Raw genomic sequence first — 16952 nt, forward strand, 5'->3', positions numbered from 1 at the left:
TTATAGGCTGGCCAGTTCCTGGTCTTGTAGGTCGGTGGTGTCGGTCTGCTCATGCATGCCAGCTACCACGCTGGATTTACGAGATGAATCCCACACCGGATTTGTGCAACAGAGCCATGGTGAACTGCCAGACGAAATGCTCGAGTTCTGGGGTATCGGGCAGGAATCGGTGTGGAGCGGCGATTTTGCCCGCCTGCTCACCGGCACGTTTCTCTCTCACGATGTTGAGATGTTTTTCAGGCAAGTCGTCTTTGCGGCGCTCACACTCGGATACACCGCAAGGGTCAGAGGCAGCGTCGGTACGGCGGCCACATTCTTCGGGCTTGATATCGGATCGACCCTCGTCCTTTTGACTGCTGTCTGGGTGCTTCCGAGCCTGTCCGATGTCTCAGCCCTCAACGATGTTGGCATGTCCATGGGCGGGTTTGGCCTCGCAGGGCTTGCAATCGCGGGCGCGCGGTATCGTTGGCGCTTGTGCTTCGCTGTTCTGCTCGGGATCTCGGTAAAGATCGCCGTCGACTTCGAACCACTCACAGACATCGGACATGTGATCGCGCTTTTGCTCGGTTTCGGCGCGGGCTTGTTGATCCGACGAAAGAAAACCACCGGACGACCCGCTTAAGGTGACATCAGCATTCGGGTTGCAGCAGCAAATTAAAGGCGCGTTCCGAACAGCGCGCCAATTGCATAAGTCGCGGTCATGGCAATCACGCCCCAGAAGGCGACACGGAGCGCGGCGCGACCAACCGGTGCACCACCGAGCCTGGCCCCAGCCGCCCCGAGGCCGAAGAGCATCGCCAAGGCAACCAGCGAAACCGCGACAGCAACGCTCGCGAATGGGACAATCGCAGCCACTATCAGTGGCGGCAATCCTCCGACCAGGAACGCTGCGGCAGATGCGGCCGCCGCCTGAAGCGGGCGGGCGATCAGCGTATCGCTCAGACCGATTTCTTCACGCGCATGGGTGGCAAGTGTGTCATGTTCGGTCATTTCGGTTGCGGCCTGGTGCGCGGTTGCATCGGACATGCCACGCGTACGCAGAATGCCAACAAGTTCGTCGAATTCGCCATCGGCGTTTCGTGCGAGTTCACTTGCCTCGCGCTCCAAGTCTGCATTTTCGCTGTCCGCTTGCGAGCTTACGGACACATATTCCCCTGCGGCCATCGACAGGGCGCCCGCAACAAGACCGGCCAGACCAGCGACCAGCACTGGTCCAGTCGCTGCCGAAGCCGCAGTGACCCCGACGATGATGCTTGCCGTCGACAAGAGCCCATCGTTGGCCCCGAGGACCGCAGCTCTCAGCCACCCCGAGCGACCGCTGAAATGTAAATCCTTATGCGCCAGCATGGTTTTTCCCGACCTCCTTCAAATCGATTTCGACTCTGAAGCCAGGCACATTGTCTTCCAGGCGCAGTTCGCCGTCATGCATGTGGATGATCGCGGCGACCAGGCTAAGGCCCAACCCGCTGCCGGGTGTCGTGCGGCTCCGCTCCAGCCGATAGAGACGCCGAAGCATATTTTCAAGTTCTTCGGCAGGAATGCCGGGGCCAGTGTCGCTCACCGGTGTGGCGGAGCGCATTTTCAATCAATTTGGCAAACACCTGGCCCAACAGAGACTTGTTGTCAGAGACGAAGAGCGGCGCATTCGGGACGTCACAGCTTAGATTATGACCGGTTGTTTCGGCAGTCGGCTCATACATCTCCCAAGATGTCCGCGCCAAGGCCGCGACATCCACCATTAAGAAGTGCTTCCTCGAGAAGCCATCTTCGATGTGAGAGATCTGCAAAAGCGATTGAAAGGTCTTCACGATGCTTTCGGTTTCGTCGTTAGCCCGACCCCCAAGGCCGAAAGCGTCCTTGTTCAAGCTGGATTTCCCCGCCGTTGTCGCGCATGTTTTTCTGTAGTCGTCACGCGACCACAGGCTCAGCGTCAGCAATTTTCCAGGCGCACCTCTGCAGCGCATCTCTCGGCTTCTGCCATCGAGCTCGAATCTGCGTAACCATCCGGCGTAGGCCGCGGGCGCTGGCTTCGCTTACGTCTCTGCCTGGGGTTTGCGAGGCGGCGGGGCCCATTTCCTGGCAAGCCGGTCGAAGCTTTCGACGATGCTGTCGATCCCGACATCTTCGGCGTCGAAGTCCCCACCCGACCATTGGACCATGTCCTCGTGTTGCTCATGATCGGGATCGGCGAGCGCTTCGAGGAATTCCTCGAAGCCCAGGCGCCGCCGACGTCCTCGGGCGGGCAGGCCCCGGTGGCCTTCAGCAGCCGTGGATAGGTCACGCCCTGGGTGGCCTCGCCCACCCGCTCGATCCGGATCTGCGGCCCAGTTATCACCGAAGTCGTAGACATACTGGATCGTCCTGGTGGCGGTCTGGTCGGGCATGCCCCAACCGGCATCACCCACCCGGAACTCGTAGAGATGGGTGTCGGTCCAGCCCATCGCCGCCTGGATGACTTCATGCAGCCGGTCGAGTCTGATCTTCAGCGGCACCTCGATATGGCGCATCGGCATTGGCTCGACTTCGTACAGGATGATTCGGAGGCGGGCGATCAGGGTCATGCGGCCATCCTTTGTCGCGTCGGGGACCAGTTCCAGGGCAGCAGTTCCGGCACCCTGGAGGCTGTCGTGCCAGGCAGCCGGGCGAGGACGTCGCCGAGCCAGGCCTGAGGATCGACATCGTTCATCTTCGCGGTGACGATCAGCGAATACATGAAGGCGGCGTCTCGATGCCGAGTTCGCCAGCCCGATACTGTCGACGCTATATCGTCAGCAGAGAACGCGACACACCATGCCGTCGCGCCGTTGCCGAAGCCTGACGATGGCCCAGGAAGCTCTCTTCCACGATCCGGATCTTGTCCGCATCGTCCCAGTGTCGCCGACGCGGCACGTCCGCAGCAAAGAGAACTTCAATCTCAGGTCTGAACGTATGGGCGGCCATAAGGTCGGACTTAGCACCGACGCAGAAACCACGTCAGACGGCCTCCGCCGGAGGGATACGAATCTGCAAGCGGCAGGGCCAGATCGAACGCTCCGCCCAGAACGATGACAACACCCATGGCCATGATGCCGACGCCAGCAAATAGGGTCTGAGCGATCAGGGCGCTGGCGGCAAATGATTTGATCCGTTCCTCGCGAAGCCTCCTTATTTCTTTAGACATGAAAAATGGGCCAGCATGAACACGGCTGCCTGACGCGTGAATCAATTCTCGGTAATGTCGTGCTTTCTCCAACGAACGCGCCAGTATAGCACCGCTATCAAGAGTAGAAGCAGTGGAAACACCACCATCGCAATCAAGGACAAATGATTCCAAATCCAGGGAACGATCGAGACATCATGACCAAACTTGTATGCCAGCGTAGACCACAAACCGACCCAGAGTGCTGCGCCGATCAGATTGGCGATCAGAAACTTTGCCCAGTGCATGCCTGACGATCCGGCCACAAGGCCGTTCAACTGTCGCAGGAGCACAATGAATCGCGCGGCGATGACCATGAAAGGCCCGTACTTTGCCGTGATCTCCTCCACACGCATGTATTTGTCATGTGTAATGCCGATGCGCGCGCCATAGCGCAGAATAACGGCTTTACCGTATCTGTGCCCGATGAGATAGCCGATATTGTCGCCAAGAACTGCCGCGGCATATGCCGCAATCACAACGTGCCATATGCTGAGCTTGCCGGCCCCGGCGGCGGCCGAGGATGCGACGAGGGCGCTTTCGCCCGGCAAGGGAAGTCCGAGCGTCTCCAGCGTGATCGAGAAGAAAAGTGCAATCACTCCATACTGCTCAACTAAAGCGAGAAGATGATCCTTGATCCAAAGCATCAGACTTTCAGGCCCTTCAACTTGTTCTCGATTGCGCGTGGCAAGCCGCCCTGCCCTTCCTCGGGCATAAGCGCTCCCATCGAGAAATATATCTTCATCAAGTCGTCTGCTTCCACGCCCGGCACCGAACTGACCGCGTCCTCGGCGACGAAGACAAGCCCGCCGGACATGGGTATTGGCGACGTCGGTAGATACACTAGCCGCCGCCTGTTGCCGTCAACGACATAGACTTCCTGGGAAGTCAGAAGCGCCAGAACTTCGGCGCCCTGCTCACCACCGAAACGGCACATGACCACCGACATGCCTTTGAACTCATCACCTTCGTCCGTATTCAGCATGCGAACGACCTGGCTCACCGGTTTGTAGATCGTTTTCACCAACGGCACCCGTGAGAACAAGGTGTCGATCCACGTCGTGAGCTGGCGCTTTGCCTGCGCCTTGACCAGAACGCCGAGCGCCCAGACCCCCAAGAGCGCAATGGCGAGTCCGAGCCAAAAAGCAATGGTCTGGTGCCCCGGGCCAACCAGGCTAGTTCCCCCGGAAGTCAAGAGATCGCCAACGAAACTGCCAGGCCCAAGGGCTCCCCGCAGTTTCGTTATGATCCATTCGATGACCAAAAACGTCAGGATAACCGGAAGCAAAACGAACAGGCCGGTCAGAAACGCGCTGGCTATGCCCTTTTCCCAAACATACCGCAATGGATTCATCTCACTAGTTCCCTCCTCGAGGTTGAGGCCCGCGTTTCGCCAGTGACAAGAATGATGCTCACAAGATCAAGCTTAAATTCTGGGGAGCTGCGGCGCCACCTGCCTCGCCATGGCAGCGCGAGCAATCTCTTACCGTCGATCGCGACCGGCACGGCATTTCGCGATGGTCGAAAAGGTGTAAGGTGGTGCCAAGCAGAAGCGAGAAAGTGCGGACTTGAAAAATGATATAGAAGTTTCAAGACCATGCCACGAACGAGCGAACTTATCTAGCGTGGATACGCACCGCTATCGCCATTGCTGGCTTTCGGATTCTGGTAGAAAGGCTGCCATCCACTCCAAACCATACCTAGGCCGGCCTTGCACTTGTTCTGCTGAGCGCCACGCTAGTACTTCTGGCATCGCTAAGGTTCTTGGTGATCCGCCAACAGATCGATGCGCAACGCCTGGATCGCCTGTCTTTCGGTCGGATCGAAGTCCTCTTTTCTGCGACGCTGGCACTCCTACTCTTGACTGTTTTCGTTTTCCTGCTCCGACTGGTCAGAAGCGGCTAATCCAGGAAGCGACTTCACGATAACATTCTGGTAGGCATAGGGGATTTCGATTCCCTCGGCGTCGAACCGTTTTTTGATCTGCTCCGTCAGATCGGATTTGACCCCTGCGGCTATTGCCGGATCCGCGCACCAAACCCTCAAATTCATGTCCACGCTTGACGCGCCCAGCGACATAACCGGGCAGGCCACGATCTCTTCCACCTGCTCATGGGCCTCGGCCAACTCCAAGGCGATTGCCCGCGCCTTGTCGATGTCCGCATCATAGCTGATCGAGAACGGCACGATGGCCATGACACGCGGGTGCACGGCCGTCAGGTTGACCATCACTGTGTTCGATATGACCGAGTTCGAGATAATCACGCGGCGATTGTCAAATGTCTGCAGAACGGTGTAGCCCAGTGACACGTCTTCGACGATTCCGGTCTCCAGCCCTGTGGGTGCATTGAGCTGAATACGATCGCCCAGCCGAAACGGCCGGTAGAAGATCAGGCTGAGACCGGCAACGAAATTGGCAAGCGTCGATTGTGCGGCAAGACCGATGACGATCGAAGCGACAGAGACACTTGCCAGAAGCGCGGTACTGAGACGGTCCAGCGCCGGGATCATGTGCGCGTAGAGCATCAGGATCACGATCCAGACGAAGACGCTCGCGACCTTTGACAGAAACGACGCGGCCATGCGGTCGATCCGTTGGTCTCGGTCGCGCTCCATGATCAATCGGATCGCCCGACGTATAACCCGGGACAAAATGAGCCCGCCAATAAAGAACAGGACAGCAAGCACCATCGCGCCCGACCAAGTGTCCGGATGAAGCTTTGACAACCAAGGTTGCAATGTCTGCCAATTCATGAGGTGCCTCCAGTGCATACTATTGACGATGAGCACTCTTTTGAAAACAGTGATGAAATGAGAAATCCAATCGACAAAAACTCGCTCTTGACTGCCTTACGCACGGTTCAGGATCGAAGAACGAGGCGGCAATCCCGCAGTGTTGGGACTTCACCGGTTGCGATCGAGCCACCCAAGGATGCGCATGAAACACAGGTGACCTGGTATCGCTATGGTCTGGACGGCTACGCAGTGGAAACCAACCGGCCCGACAAGCATGAAGGCGAATTGCTCTGGATCGACATCTGCGGGTTGAAGGACCATTTGGCAATCGCGGAGCTGGGCGCAGATTTCGGCCTGAGCGAGCTTGCCATCGCCGATCTTTTCCACCTTGACCAACGGTCCCACACCGATTTCGATGGTGACCTTGTTTTAACGGTGCTGCGCATGCCAGTGTCCGGCCCGCCGTTCGTTGCCGACCAGATCACACTGCTCCTTGGACCTGATTTCGTCCTGACCCTGCGTGAGGGTCCACGCGACTGTTTCGAGGGAGTCCGCAAGCGCCTTGCAGGCGGGGCCGGGCGCATACGAGGATCGAGCGCCTATCTCTTATATGCGCTGATTGATGCCATCGTAGATACCTATTTCCCGATCCTGGAACGTTATGGCGATTTGGTTGAAGGGCTGGAGGAACGCATTTTGGAGGAGCCCGGAGACGGCGCTGTACGCGACATCCATCTCCTGAAGCGCGAACTTCTCGATTTGCGGCACGCGCTCTGGCCGATGCGTGAGGCGCTTGCCGCGCTGCAACGCGATGACACGCCGCAGGTCGACGAGGCGCTTCTACCATATCTCCGAGATTGCTCCGATCACGCCTTTCAATTGCTCGACATGGTCGAAGTTTACCGGGAAACGGCCCAAGGCCTTGTGGATCTGCAGCTGTCGTCAATTTCAAACCGGATGAACGAGGTGATGAAGGTCCTGACGATGATCGCGACGGTATTCATACCGATGACATTCATTGCCGGACTCTATGGGATGAATTTCGACCGAGCTTCGCCCTATAATCTGCCCGAGCTGGGATGGAAGTTTGGGTATGTCTATGCCCTCGGCCTGATGGCTGCTTCTGCGGGAGCAATGACATTTCTCTTCTGGCGACTAGGCTGGATATTTCGGAGGGTCCGGCGGTCACGCGAGGATGACCGATAAGTCACGTTACAAATTCCTTTAATCGCCGTCATCGCAAACTGCTCGAGGTGCCGGCTCCATCATCACACCCGAGATGGAGGTGCACAAGTCTCGAGGAATATCAATGGTGCGTGCCGGTACAACGTTAGCCATCGCAGCAGCGGTCTCGTGGCCTTTGCACCTACACGGCTTTCGCAGTGCCCACCGGCGGCTATGCCGCCCTCATCGAGCAGTTCAGCCCGGCGGTCGTTCTCGTGGAAGTCAGCACGAAAGTCACGCCCGCCGATGCGGAAGGCGGCATTCCGAACGACGAGTTCTTCAAGGAATTCCATCGTCGTTTCGGCGACCAGATGCCTCAAATGCCGGAAATTCCAGGCTCGCCCGAACGGCAGGGCCTTGGGTCGGGCTTCATCATCTCCAGCGACGGTCTGATCGTCACCAACAACCACGTCATCGACGGTGCGACGACCGTGACCGTCAAGTTTGATGATGGGTCCGAGCATGAGGCCACCGTTGTCGGGGCTGACCGTCTGACCGACATCGCGCTACTGGATATCAAGGGCACCGGCCTGCCGACTGTGGCATTCGGGTCTTCTGACGCCATGCGCGTCGGTGACGAGGTGATAGCCGTGGGCAATCCCCTCGGCCTCGGCGGAACGGTCACGACCGGGATCGTCTCGGCAAAGGATCGGAATATCAACGCCGGCCCCTTTGATGAGTTCATCCCGACCGATGCCGCCATCAACCGCGGCAACTCGGGCGGACCGCTCTTCAATGACCAGGGCGAAGTGATCGGGGTCAACACGGCGATCTTTTCGCCGAATGGCGGCAGTGCGGGGATCGGCTTCGCCGTTCCGTCAGACCTTGTCTCAAAGATTGTCGCAGACCTGCAGGATGACGGTCAGATCGACCGCGGCTGGCTCGGCGTGCAGATAAAGCCTGTGAGCGAGGAAGTCGCTGAGGTTCTCGGTCTCGATGCCGGCCAGGGCATCAGGTCGAATAAGTGATCGCAGGCACGCCGGCCGAGAAAGCCGGGCTGAAAGCATGCGTAATTGGGCTGACCCTGCTCTAAGGTCGAGCTCCCGATAATATCTCAGCATTGCTGTGAGAATAGGGAGACAGAAAATGGAATACTTCGTTGGTTTGGATGTGTCGCTTCGGTCTTGCGCGCTTTGCATTGTGGACGGTCGTGGCAAGGTTTGCATGGAGCGAGAGCTCCCGTGTGAGGTCGACGAAATCGCCAACTTCCTGAATGTGTTCGGCGCCCCAATCGTGCGGATCGGCTTTGAGGCTGGCGCGCTGAGCCAGCACCTTTTCTTCGGCCTGCAAAACATGGGTTTCGAGATCGTGTGCATGGAAGCTCGCCAGGTCAGTGCCGCACTTTCAGCGATGCGGAACAAGACAGACAAGACGGACGCCAAGGGCATTGCCCAGATTTTGCGGACGGGTTGGTTCAGCCCGGTGCATATGAAGAGCCGGGAGGCGCACGGGCTACGGGCCCTGCTGAGCACCAGAAAGGCCTTGCTGAAGAAAACAATGGACTTGGCAAACGAAGTGCGTGGATTGCTGAAGATATTCGGTGTTCGCCTTCCCCGGACCGTCAAGCACGGTAGCTTCGACGGTCTCGTGAGGCCCATGATCGAGATGGATGAAGTTCTCGCGCACGCGGTCATTCCGTTGCTCGATGCACGTGCCGTCCTGTTCCAGCATTATCTTGAACTGGATCGACGGGTGAAGCGTGCGGCGTCGCAAGACGAGGTCTGCATGCGGATGATGACGGTGCCTGGTGTAGGCCCGATCGCTGCTCTGACTTTCAAAGCAGCGGTCGATGATCCCAATCGGTTCAAACGATCTCGCACAGTAGCCGCGCACTTTGGTCTCACGCCGAGGCGATACCAGTCCGGCGAACACGACAACCCAGGTCGCATCTCCAAAGCCGGTGATCAGAATGTCCGAGCGACGCTCTACGCTGCCGCAAATGCGTTGCTTATGCGAACGATGGCCGGATCGCAGATCAAGTCTTGGGGCATGCGCCTCATGCGCACCAAAGGCCGCCGCCGTGCCGTCGTCGCGGTGGCTCGCAAACTGGCCGTCCTTTTACATCGGATGTGGATCGACGGCACAGAGTTCCGTCAGGAAAAAGTGGGAGGCCAGGCATGACCCAATAGCCCACCACCTAACCTGAACGGGATCGTCCATCCGGACGAGGTGTGTGGATGAAGCCGAAAATGTCTGCTGCGCAACTTGAAGCGCGCCGGAAAGCGGGGCTCTCCACTACCAATCCGACACATGCATGCAGCGGCGCCCTTCGAACGCCAAACCAGACTGCGAAGAGAAGCGTGACCCGGATACGCGATCCCTCATAAGAAGGAAAACGAGCTTGACCCAGACACCCAATTAGAGAAGCGGGCAATATCGTGCTCAGCTTCGATGGAACCGAAATCAAGGAAGCCCGCGATCTGACCCGTGCCGTGGCAAGCACCGCGCCGGACACCGCTTCAACGATCGTAGGCCTGCGCAAGGGCGAGCGGATGACCCTTGACGTCACGCTTGCCAACCGGGCGATCGCACAGGACGCCTGACCTCCGCTTTGCGCCGTCGGGATTCCCCCCTTCGGCAGCGTAAAGGTCCCCACTCACGGAGGGCGGCCTGCCCCGGTGTAATTGTCGCCGGGGCAGGCTAAAAAGATCCATACAGACAAATGATTCGAGGGACAGACGTGACGGTTTCAGAAGATATTTCCACCGAATGGCTGTGGGCCCGCATCAAACCACTGCTGCCTTATCTGCTGACAGCGGCACTGTTCGCAGGTGGTGCCTGGGCACTCTATCATCTTCTGAAACCGGTCAATTTACAGGATGTGGTCGCACAGATACGGGGCGCGCCCTGGCACATCGTTGTCGTCGCTTTGCTATGCACGGCCGGCGGATATACGGCGCTCGTCGGCTATGACTGGTCAGCCTTGCGCTATCTCGGCAAGAATCTCCCCCTGCCCGTCATCTTCACCGGCGGGTTTCTCGGATATGCCCTGGGAAATACGATTGGGGCAGGGCCTGTCACGGGCGGTGCGGTGCGATACCGCATCTATTCCGCGCTTGGGCTATCAGCATATGACATCGCCGGTATCGCGGTCTTCGGGTCACTTGCCTTCGGGTTCGGGGCGACGCTGATCGGGTTCGGCGCGCTTGCCTATCATCCCCATGCTCTGGATTCGCTTACCGCACTCAATGCCACGACGATCCGCTGGGGCTCTGTCGCAATCGTTTCACTCTGCCTGATATTTCTGTCCTTCCTAGCTCTTCGCAAACCCGAGGTCACGGTCCGTGGGGTTTCCTTGCGAGCGCCTTCGCTCAACATCATGTTGGGGCAGATCCTCTTCACGGGCATCGATATTCTCCTGGCCGGGACAACGCTCTACGTGTTGCTGCCAGCCAGCGACTTGGGCTTCGCAACCTTCCTCGCTGTGTTTGCCGCTGCCATCTTCGCAGGCGTGCTCAGCCATGTGCCCGGCGGCGTGGGCGTATTCGAGACCGTTATCATAGCCGCCCTGCCCGCCTCAGTTCCAGTCGACCAGGCGGCGGCGGGCCTACTGCTCTACCGACTCATCTACTATCTCGTCCCGTTCGTTGCCGCGCTGATCCTGCTCTCCTTCACCGAGGCCCGAATGGCAAGCGGGCGCACCCTCGGACCGGTGATGCAAAGCCTTGCACCCGTCTTTAAGTCGGTCAGCGCTGTCATGCCGCTTGCAATCTCCGCTATGGTCTTCGGGTCTGGTGCCTTCATGCTGGCATCGACCCTGATCCCACCCACCAGCGATCTTGCTCAGGAGTACGAAGATCTTTTGCCCTTGGCATTTGTCGAAGGCGGCGCGCTTATGTCCAGTATCCTGGGCGCGGCTCTCGTGATCATCGCTCACGGCCTGCTCCGCCGCGTCGAAGGGGCCTGGTGGTTGGCGATCGGGGTCCTTGGTAGCGGCATCGCGGCAAGCCTGGCCCACGGTCTCGATTACGAACAGGCACTGGTACTTGGCTTGGCACTCGTCATTCTCGTGCCGACACGCCGCGAGTTTTACCGGTCGACCAGATTGACCCGAAACGTCCTGAGCCCGCGCTGGATCATCATGATGGTCGGCCTTGCCATCGCCGTCATAGCCGTCCTGTTTTTTGCACACAAGGCCACACCTTATGCACACGAACTCTGGTGGCAGTTTGCGGCGGATCAATCGGCGCCGCGCGCCCTTCGTGCAGCACTGGTTGGCGTCCTCGCTCTCGCTTTGATGACTCTTGTTTTTGCGCTCAGGCCGGGCTCCTTCTCGCATGATCTCGCGACGGCGGAGGATCTGGAACGCGCGCGGGAGATCATCAAGGGGCAGGACGATCCAGAAGCCAACATCGCGCTGACCGGAGACAAGTCGCTGTTGTTATCGGAAAGCGGAAAGTCGTTTCTCATGTATCGCATCCAGGGACGCACCTGGATCGCCCTGCACGAACCGTTCGGCGATCCCGATGAGTTCGCCCAACTCGTCTGGGAATTCCACGATGCCGCCTACGCTGCGAATGCTCGCCCCGTTTTCTATTCCGTCTCGGCAACATCCGTGCCGCTGTGGCTCGACATGGGGCTCTCGCTGATCAAGATGGGCGAAGAGGCGGTTGTAAGGCTGCCCGACTTCGGGTTGGAAGGACCGCACCGTAAGAAATTGCGCACCGTGCATAACCGCGCGCTGCGAGATGGGCTGAGCTTTGACGTCATCCCTGCTCCAGTCCCGGCTGCGACGATGGCAACGCTCAAGGCCATCTCCGACGAATGGCTCGCATCGAAATCCGGCGGCGAGAAGGGCTTTTCTGTCGGCGCCTTTGACGCCGAGCGCCTGGCGCAATTCCCTATTGCAACTGTTTCTTTTGAAGGCCGGATTGTCGCGTTTGCCAACCTCTGGCTGACCGAGACGAAAGACAAGGCCACGATCGATCTCATGCGCCAGGTCGATGACGCGCCATCGGGACTGATGGATTTTCTGTTCATCGAACTGATGCTGCATTTCAAAGCCGAGGGATATCGCGAGTTCAGCCTCGGCAATGCCCCGCTTTCGGGCCTCGAGGCACGCCGCGGCGCCAAGCTCACGACACGCCTCGGCGCGTTTGTCTATAGCCACGGACGGCAGTTCTACGATTTCGAAGGCCTGCGCAACTTCAAGGAGAAATTCGATCCCGACTGGCGTCCCGTCTACATCGCGCTGCCCCCCCGCGCGAATGTCCTCGGCGTGGCGACCGACGTGGTGTCGCTGATCGGCGGTGGTCTCCGCAGCACGATAGGGAAGAAGAAGGCGGAAGTTTGATCGGAGCCGGTCGACAATGCTGTCGGACAATTATGTTCTGCAATGTGAATTTGTTTTGATTTACCCTATACGGCGAAAACTGGAGAAACCCCTTGTCCTCGAATGAATCCGACTGCCCCGACCAGGGAATTGACCGCCGCGAAGTCCTCTTGGGAGGATTTTCGCTGATCGCGGCGCCCTTTCTTTTGACCGGGCGGGCCTTTGCCGCTGAAGGTGGCGCCCCGCTGCCGATCCCGCCGCTGGTTGATGCAGATGGGTCTCAGCCGGTGACGCTGACGGCACGGGCGGGCAGCCACGCCTTCGTGCCGGGAACGCAGACGCCGACGCTTGGATACGAGCTGGATTACCTTGGGCCCACCTTGCACGTGCGGCGCGGGCGAAGCGCGCAGATCGACGTGGTCAACCGCACCGATGACCAGATCACCGCCCACTGGCACGGCGCCCATGTGCCCGGCACCATGGACGGTGGCCCGCAGGTGGCCTTTGACCCCGGGCAATCCTGGGCGGCTCGGTTCGACGTGCATCACCCGGCGGCGACGCTGTGGTACCACAGCCATGTTCACGGCAAGACAGGCCCGCAAGTCTATCACGGCCTGGCCGGTTTCCTGCTGGTCGAGGATCCGGCAGCTCCCAACGGCCTTCCGTCGGACTATGGTGTCAACGATTTGCCTCTGGTTGTGCAGGACCGCAGTTTCGACCGGGCCGGGCGGCTGGTCTACGACACTTCGGGCATGACACTAATGGGCGGCTTTCTTGGTGACACGATCTGCGTGAACGGTGCCGTGCAGCCGGTGGCCGACGTGCCGCGGGGCCTGGTGCGCCTGCGCCTGCTCAACGGCTCGAACGCGCGGTTCTACGATTTCGCCTTTGCCGATGGACGCCGGTTTCACCAGGTCGCCAGCGACGGCGGACTGTTGCCGGCGCCTGTGGCAAAAAGCCGTATCGCGCTGGCCCCGGCCGAACGCGCCGAGATCGTCGTCGATTTCAGCGCGGACACCGCGCCCGTCCGCCTGGTCAGTGCCGACATCGCCCAGGGTGGCATGATGGGCGGCGGCATGATGGGCGGGGGCGGCATGATGGGCGGCAATGCAAGGCCCGGCGGCGCGATCGAGATCATGACGTTCGCACCCGGCGTGACGCCGGCAACCGGGCCGGCCACCCTTCCCGACAGCCTGCCCGCGCCGCCTATGGATTTCGGCGCCCCCGTCCGCACCCGCAACTTCCGGCTGGACATGCACGCAGGCTCGATGATGGGGTCCATGTTCAACAGGTTGATCGGGAGTTCCGGTTCGATCATGGGCATCAACGGCAATTCCTATGATATGGGCCGGATCGATGCCGAGTTGCGCGCCGGCGAAACCGAGCTTTGGCGGATTTCGGCTCCGATGATGATCCACCCCTTCCATGTCCACGGGACCTCTTTCCAGGTCGTCTCTCGCGGCGGGCAACGCGTGGACCCGGCGACCGAAGGGCTGAAGGATGTCGTTGTGGTCGATGGGCGTGGCGCCGAGATCCTCGTGCGGGTCGACCAGAAGGCCGATGCCGCGACGCCTTTTATGCTGCATTGTCACATTCTCGAACACGAAGACGCGGGAATGATGGCACAGTTCACGGTTGCCTGATCCTGGAGGCCTCCAGTGCGTGAAAAAAATTGCTCTACCTCTTGAGCTTCCAGTTGCTGGAATCTCTATGTCCGAAAAATAGCACTGGTTATGTACCCAAACAAAGGAGCTGAAAATGGGATCCGGCATGGGAACTGGAATGGGCTTTGGCATGGGCTACAGCGGCGTCTGGTCGCTTGTGATCCTTGTCCTCGTGGTGTTGGCGATTGCCGCGCTGGTCAAATACCTGCACAAGTGACGCAGAACGAAGGAGAGGGAAAATGAGCTATACGATGGACCGAAAACTCGACGGCGCGACCATGGACGCAGCCGACGAGCGCGTGCGCGCGGCGCTGACCGAGGCCGGTTTCGGCGTGCTGACCGAGATCGACGTTCAGGCGACGATGAAGAAGAAGCTGGGCGAGGACATGGCCGGCTATCGCATCCTCGGTGCCTGCAACCCGAAGATGGCGCATCAGGCGTTGGGGATGGAACCGCGCGTCGGCGCGATGCTGCCCTGCAACGTGATCCTGCGCGAGGTCGACGGCGGGGTCGAGGTCTCGGCCATCGATCCGGTGGCCTCGATGCAGGCGATCGACAACCCTGACCTGACCCGCGTCGCCGGGCAGGTGCGCGACATGCTGGCGGGCGTGGTCAGGAATGCCTGAAGACGACGGAAGCGTGCCCGAGGTTTGCATTGCTTCGGGGATGACGGAGTGTTCGGTGCCCGGCCCGGACGGTCCGTTGGAGATCCGCCGGATTTCCGACCCCGAGCATCGGCTGTCATCGGAATGGTCGCGGACCTTACGTCCGGCCCCGCCTGCGGTGCTGCAACCGCTGACACCATGGGTGGTGCCGCTGCGCGAGCTACTCCCATGGAACTGGACACCGGTCGCCGCCGCTCAGGCCGAGGCCGCCTGATGGCGACCGTCACCCATGCCTGCACGATCGACTATGTCGCGAAGATACTCGGCGAAGTCCGCGAGTTGCTTGAAGCCATCGTCTCCAACGACGACAATCTGACCTACGGTGACATCATCAGCGTTTATACCAGTTCGGAAGAGGCCATTACGGCCCTCACAGACCGCGGCATCGAAGAACTCCGAGACATGCTCACTGCCGCGCGCATCACTCCCGAAACTTGGCATGAGTTCCTCGACGACTTCGTCCATGACGCCGATCTCGTCGCCCGCATCAAGGCTCAATCGCCGCGGTAGCAACCGGCCGGTTACCTCTGAAAGGATCAGGGCCTAATACTGAGAAGCTAATTTCTGCATGCGAGCGGAAGGGCCGAGAAGCTCAATCTTGTGCCGACCACCGCCATTTTCGTGTGCGACTTGCGCCGCTGAAACGACGCCTGAGCGGATATCGCGCTCATCTTTTGCGCGCGCGGCGGCTTTTTCGGCAGCGCGCTGCTCGAATGAAAATTGTTCCTCAGACTTCATAGTGTACCCCTTGAGACATTCTCGAATGCAATAAAATCGTCAAAAAATCAAGAAGACCTTACATCTCAGCCTAGGTCAGAGCGGGTTTGCAGAATGGTCTCGGTCGGCGCGTTCGTGCCAAAGGGGAGCATTTTCGGGATTTGACGCGTATTTGGTGCAGCTGACTCCTTGCAGCGCTACATTTGGGCGATCTTCGCGGGAGGTTGCCCATGGCATGTGGAATGGATCGACGGGCGTTCCTGCCCGGAGGGCTGAAGGTGGAACGGATCGAGCTGGTTGACGATAGGGTGCTCATCCATGTGCGCCCGGAGGGCGGAGCTGCCGCTTGCCCAAGATGCGGCGAGATTTCTTGACGCGTTCATAGTCACTACGGAGGGAGGCCAGCTCAGGCCCTGGCCGCACGACTGCTCCTGCCGGTGAGCAAGGACACCTTCTTGCGCAGCGTCCGCATTGCGATGAGGCCACCGGTCAGCGCCCCACGAGTGATCGGCATCGACGACTGGGCTTGACGGCGCGGCCAGCGCTACGGCACTTTGATCTGCGATCTCGAGCGACGACAGGTCATCGACCTACTTCCCGACAGGGAGCCGGCGACTGTTGAGGCATGGCTGAGAAGGCAGCCCCAAATCGAGGTTGTCGCCCGCAACCGCAATGGCGGCTATGGCGGTGCCGCCACGCGCGCCTTGCCGCAAGCGGTTCAGGTGGCGGATCGTTAGTACCTCCTCGAGAACGTCAGCGCGGCGTTTCTGGCGGCGGTGCGACGGTCCATGCCGACGATCCGCCGCTCTGTTGGCGCGACCGAAGTCGATCCCGCCCTGCTCACTGCGGCCGAACGCCTGCAATACGATGGCTTCCAGCGCCGACAGCATACAAACGAGACCATCCGGCGCATGTCCCGCGAAGGTGTTCCGATCAAGCGCATCGTGCGGACGACAGGCTGAGCCGTGGCCTCGTCCGCCGGATCGTGCGTGGCGAGCGCGACGATGTCTTCCGAGTGCGCCAAAACAGCCTGCCCCCCTGGTTGCCTCGGCTGGAGGATGATTGGGCCGCCGGGTGTCGCAATGCCACAGAGCTCTGGCGCAGGCTTCGCGCCTCGGGCTACGGCGGCAGCCTTCGGGTCGTCGGCGAATGGGCGACGCGACAGCGACGTGCTGAGAGCGCGATGCTGGCCGGCAACGGGAAATGCCCGCCCGCGCGCAGAATCGCGCAACTCATGACCTCGGCGCGCAATCACCTATCCAAGGCGCCGCCCTGCGAACGAAGTCGCCGAACGCGAAGAGCGTGATGCAGAGCCTTGACGGGCTGCAGACGGCGCTTGCCGATCCGGTGCCCTCGGAAGTCGGGGCCGTGCAGAAAGTCGCGGGCATCGCGGTGACCGACAAGACCGGCCATGCGCTGCCCTGCGAGGCGATGATCGGGCAGTTGCGCGACACGCTCGGCGGCAAAACCGCGCCGCAAGCGGTTTCCGACCTTCA

At 60.0% G+C, this 16952-nt stretch carries 21 protein-coding genes and 2 pseudogenes; 13 read left to right on the forward strand and 10 right to left on the reverse strand.

The features are described from left to right. Positions 1–622: hypothetical protein (locus B6V73_RS19870; RefSeq protein WP_206185625.1), on the forward strand; the 622-nt coding region annotated here is incomplete at its 5' end. Between the two features lie 32 nt (positions 623–654). Here B6V73_RS19870 and B6V73_RS19875 read toward each other — a convergent pair. From B6V73_RS19875 to B6V73_RS19920, 9 genes and pseudogenes are all read right to left on the reverse strand, one after another. Next, complete coding sequence (locus tag B6V73_RS19875) at positions 655–1347, reverse strand: VIT family protein (RefSeq protein WP_088726262.1); 693 nt, start codon at positions 1345–1347, stop codon at positions 655–657. Further along, positions 1334–1579 (reverse strand): ATP-binding protein, encoded by a 246-nt coding sequence (locus B6V73_RS21255; RefSeq protein WP_240504202.1) that lies wholly within the window; start codon positions 1577–1579, stop codon positions 1334–1336. The genes B6V73_RS19875 and B6V73_RS21255 overlap by 14 nt, the downstream gene beginning before the upstream one ends. A gap of 454 nt (positions 1580–2033) precedes the next feature. Continuing rightward, positions 2034–2561 carry a plasmid pRiA4b ORF-3 family protein gene (locus B6V73_RS21360; RefSeq protein ID WP_276206806.1) on the reverse strand — a complete coding sequence of 176 codons (528 nt, stop codon included), beginning with the start codon at positions 2559–2561 and terminating at the stop codon, positions 2034–2036. Beyond that, positions 2558–2722, reverse strand: a pseudogene (locus B6V73_RS19890) (transposase domain-containing protein); the annotation flags it as partial. The gene B6V73_RS21360 and the pseudogene B6V73_RS19890, both read right to left, overlap by 4 nt. A gap of 38 nt (positions 2723–2760) precedes the next feature. Continuing rightward, positions 2761–2940: a transposase gene (locus B6V73_RS19895; protein ID WP_240504203.1), complete on the reverse strand. Its 180-nt coding sequence runs from the start codon at positions 2938–2940 to the stop codon at positions 2761–2763. 10 nt (positions 2941–2950) lie between these two features. After that, the gene (locus tag B6V73_RS19900) at positions 2951–3160 is read right to left on the reverse strand and encodes a hypothetical protein (protein WP_088726263.1); all 210 of its coding nucleotides are present in this window, start codon (positions 3158–3160) and stop codon (positions 2951–2953) included. Between the two features lie 41 nt (positions 3161–3201). After that, positions 3202–3825, reverse strand: coding sequence for a DedA family protein (locus B6V73_RS19905; protein ID WP_088726264.1), 624 nt, complete (start codon positions 3823–3825; stop codon positions 3202–3204). Then, on the reverse strand, positions 3825–4532 hold the full coding sequence (locus B6V73_RS19910) for a DUF502 domain-containing protein (RefSeq protein WP_075777364.1): 708 nt from the start codon (positions 4530–4532) through the stop codon (positions 3825–3827). The genes B6V73_RS19905 and B6V73_RS19910 overlap by 1 nt, the downstream gene beginning before the upstream one ends. A 500-nt stretch (positions 4533–5032) precedes the next feature. After that, positions 5033–5932 (reverse strand): mechanosensitive ion channel family protein, encoded by a 900-nt coding sequence (locus B6V73_RS19920; RefSeq protein ID WP_088726265.1) that lies wholly within the window; start codon positions 5930–5932, stop codon positions 5033–5035. Between the two features lie 12 nt (positions 5933–5944). Here B6V73_RS19920 and corA point away from each other — a divergent pair, with 12 nt between their 5' ends. From corA to B6V73_RS19955, 10 genes are all read left to right on the forward strand, one after another. Continuing rightward, positions 5945–7120: a magnesium/cobalt transporter CorA gene (gene corA / locus B6V73_RS19925; protein WP_143597956.1), complete on the forward strand. Its 1176-nt coding sequence runs from the start codon at positions 5945–5947 to the stop codon at positions 7118–7120. Between the two features lie 176 nt (positions 7121–7296). Next, complete coding sequence (locus tag B6V73_RS19930; protein ID WP_346426037.1) at positions 7297–8106, forward strand: trypsin-like peptidase domain-containing protein; 810 nt, start codon at positions 7297–7299, stop codon at positions 8104–8106. 118 nt (positions 8107–8224) lie between these two features. Continuing rightward, entirely contained in the window at positions 8225–9259 is a 1035-nt protein-coding gene (locus tag B6V73_RS19935) for an IS110 family transposase (RefSeq protein ID WP_088726267.1), read from the forward strand. 257 nt (positions 9260–9516) lie between these two features. Further along, positions 9517–9681 carry a S1C family serine protease gene (locus B6V73_RS20620; protein WP_240504204.1) on the forward strand — a complete coding sequence of 55 codons (165 nt, stop codon included), beginning with the start codon at positions 9517–9519 and terminating at the stop codon, positions 9679–9681. A gap of 137 nt (positions 9682–9818) precedes the next feature. Next, positions 9819–12431: a bifunctional lysylphosphatidylglycerol flippase/synthetase MprF gene (gene mprF, locus B6V73_RS19940; RefSeq protein ID WP_088726268.1), complete on the forward strand. Its 2613-nt coding sequence runs from the start codon at positions 9819–9821 to the stop codon at positions 12429–12431. Between the two features lie 92 nt (positions 12432–12523). Then, a complete protein-coding gene (locus tag B6V73_RS19945; RefSeq protein ID WP_240504205.1) occupies positions 12524–14053 on the forward strand; it encodes a multicopper oxidase domain-containing protein in 1530 nt (509 codons plus the stop codon). Positions 14054–14168: 115 nt separating this feature from the next. Next, entirely contained in the window at positions 14169–14291 is a 123-nt protein-coding gene (locus B6V73_RS21365; protein WP_276206807.1) for a hypothetical protein, read from the forward strand. Positions 14292–14313: 22 nt separating this feature from the next. After that, positions 14314–14700 (forward strand): DUF302 domain-containing protein, encoded by a 387-nt coding sequence (locus B6V73_RS19950; protein ID WP_075777611.1) that lies wholly within the window; start codon positions 14314–14316, stop codon positions 14698–14700. Beyond that, the gene (locus B6V73_RS20625) at positions 14693–14953 is read left to right on the forward strand and encodes a hypothetical protein (RefSeq protein ID WP_143597958.1); all 261 of its coding nucleotides are present in this window, start codon (positions 14693–14695) and stop codon (positions 14951–14953) included. The genes B6V73_RS19950 and B6V73_RS20625 overlap by 8 nt, the downstream gene beginning before the upstream one ends. Beyond that, a complete protein-coding gene (locus B6V73_RS19955) occupies positions 14908–15249 on the forward strand; it encodes a hypothetical protein (protein ID WP_240504206.1) in 342 nt (113 codons plus the stop codon). Before B6V73_RS20625 ends, B6V73_RS19955 begins: the two co-directional genes overlap by 46 nt. Positions 15250–15282: 33 nt before the next feature. Here the strand turns inward: B6V73_RS19955 and B6V73_RS20630 are convergent, their stop codons facing one another. After that, the gene (locus B6V73_RS20630) at positions 15283–15477 is read right to left on the reverse strand and encodes a hypothetical protein (RefSeq protein ID WP_143597959.1); all 195 of its coding nucleotides are present in this window, start codon (positions 15475–15477) and stop codon (positions 15283–15285) included. Between the two features lie 209 nt (positions 15478–15686). Here B6V73_RS20630 and B6V73_RS19960 point away from each other — a divergent pair. Both B6V73_RS19960 and B6V73_RS19965 read left to right on the forward strand, forming a co-directional pair. Further along, positions 15687–16723: pseudogene (locus B6V73_RS19960) on the forward strand (transposase); the annotation flags it as partial. Between the two features lie 38 nt (positions 16724–16761). Further along, positions 16762–16952, forward strand: a 191-nt coding sequence (locus B6V73_RS19965; RefSeq protein ID WP_143597960.1) for a hypothetical protein, incomplete at its 3' end; no start/stop codon positions are given.

Source organism: Thioclava sp. JM3 (genome assembly GCF_002213185.1).
Classification (GTDB): domain Bacteria; phylum Pseudomonadota; class Alphaproteobacteria; order Rhodobacterales; family Rhodobacteraceae; genus Thioclava; species Thioclava nitratireducens.

What these genes read in the sequence shown, in the direction of transcription:
- B6V73_RS19875 (WP_088726262.1), bottom strand. Translation starts at nt 1,347, where the DNA reads ATGCTGGCGCATAAGGATTTACATTTCAGCGGTCGCTCGGGGTGGCTG.
- B6V73_RS21255 (WP_240504202.1), bottom strand. Translation starts at nt 1,579, where the DNA reads ATGCGCTCCGCCACACCGGTGAGCGACACTGGCCCCGGCATTCCTGCC.
- B6V73_RS21360 (WP_276206806.1), bottom strand. Translation starts at nt 2,561, where the DNA reads ATGACCCTGATCGCCCGCCTCCGAATCATCCTGTACGAAGTCGAGCCA.
- B6V73_RS19895 (WP_240504203.1), bottom strand. Translation starts at nt 2,940, where the DNA reads ATGGCCGCCCATACGTTCAGACCTGAGATTGAAGTTCTCTTTGCTGCG.
- B6V73_RS19900 (WP_088726263.1), bottom strand. Translation starts at nt 3,160, where the DNA reads ATGTCTAAAGAAATAAGGAGGCTTCGCGAGGAACGGATCAAATCATTT.
- B6V73_RS19905 (WP_088726264.1), bottom strand. Translation starts at nt 3,825, where the DNA reads ATGCTTTGGATCAAGGATCATCTTCTCGCTTTAGTTGAGCAGTATGGA.
- B6V73_RS19910 (WP_075777364.1), bottom strand. Translation starts at nt 4,532, where the DNA reads ATGAATCCATTGCGGTATGTTTGGGAAAAGGGCATAGCCAGCGCGTTT.
- B6V73_RS19920 (WP_088726265.1), bottom strand. Translation starts at nt 5,932, where the DNA reads ATGAATTGGCAGACATTGCAACCTTGGTTGTCAAAGCTTCATCCGGAC.
- B6V73_RS19935 (WP_088726267.1), top strand. Translation starts at nt 8,225, where the DNA reads ATGGAATACTTCGTTGGTTTGGATGTGTCGCTTCGGTCTTGCGCGCTT.
- B6V73_RS21365 (WP_276206807.1), top strand. Translation starts at nt 14,169, where the DNA reads ATGGGATCCGGCATGGGAACTGGAATGGGCTTTGGCATGGGCTACAGC.
- B6V73_RS19950 (WP_075777611.1), top strand. Translation starts at nt 14,314, where the DNA reads ATGAGCTATACGATGGACCGAAAACTCGACGGCGCGACCATGGACGCA.
- B6V73_RS20625 (WP_143597958.1), top strand. Translation starts at nt 14,693, where the DNA reads ATGCCTGAAGACGACGGAAGCGTGCCCGAGGTTTGCATTGCTTCGGGG.
- B6V73_RS19955 (WP_240504206.1), top strand. Translation starts at nt 14,908, where the DNA reads ATGGAACTGGACACCGGTCGCCGCCGCTCAGGCCGAGGCCGCCTGATG.
- B6V73_RS20630 (WP_143597959.1), bottom strand. Translation starts at nt 15,477, where the DNA reads ATGAAGTCTGAGGAACAATTTTCATTCGAGCAGCGCGCTGCCGAAAAA.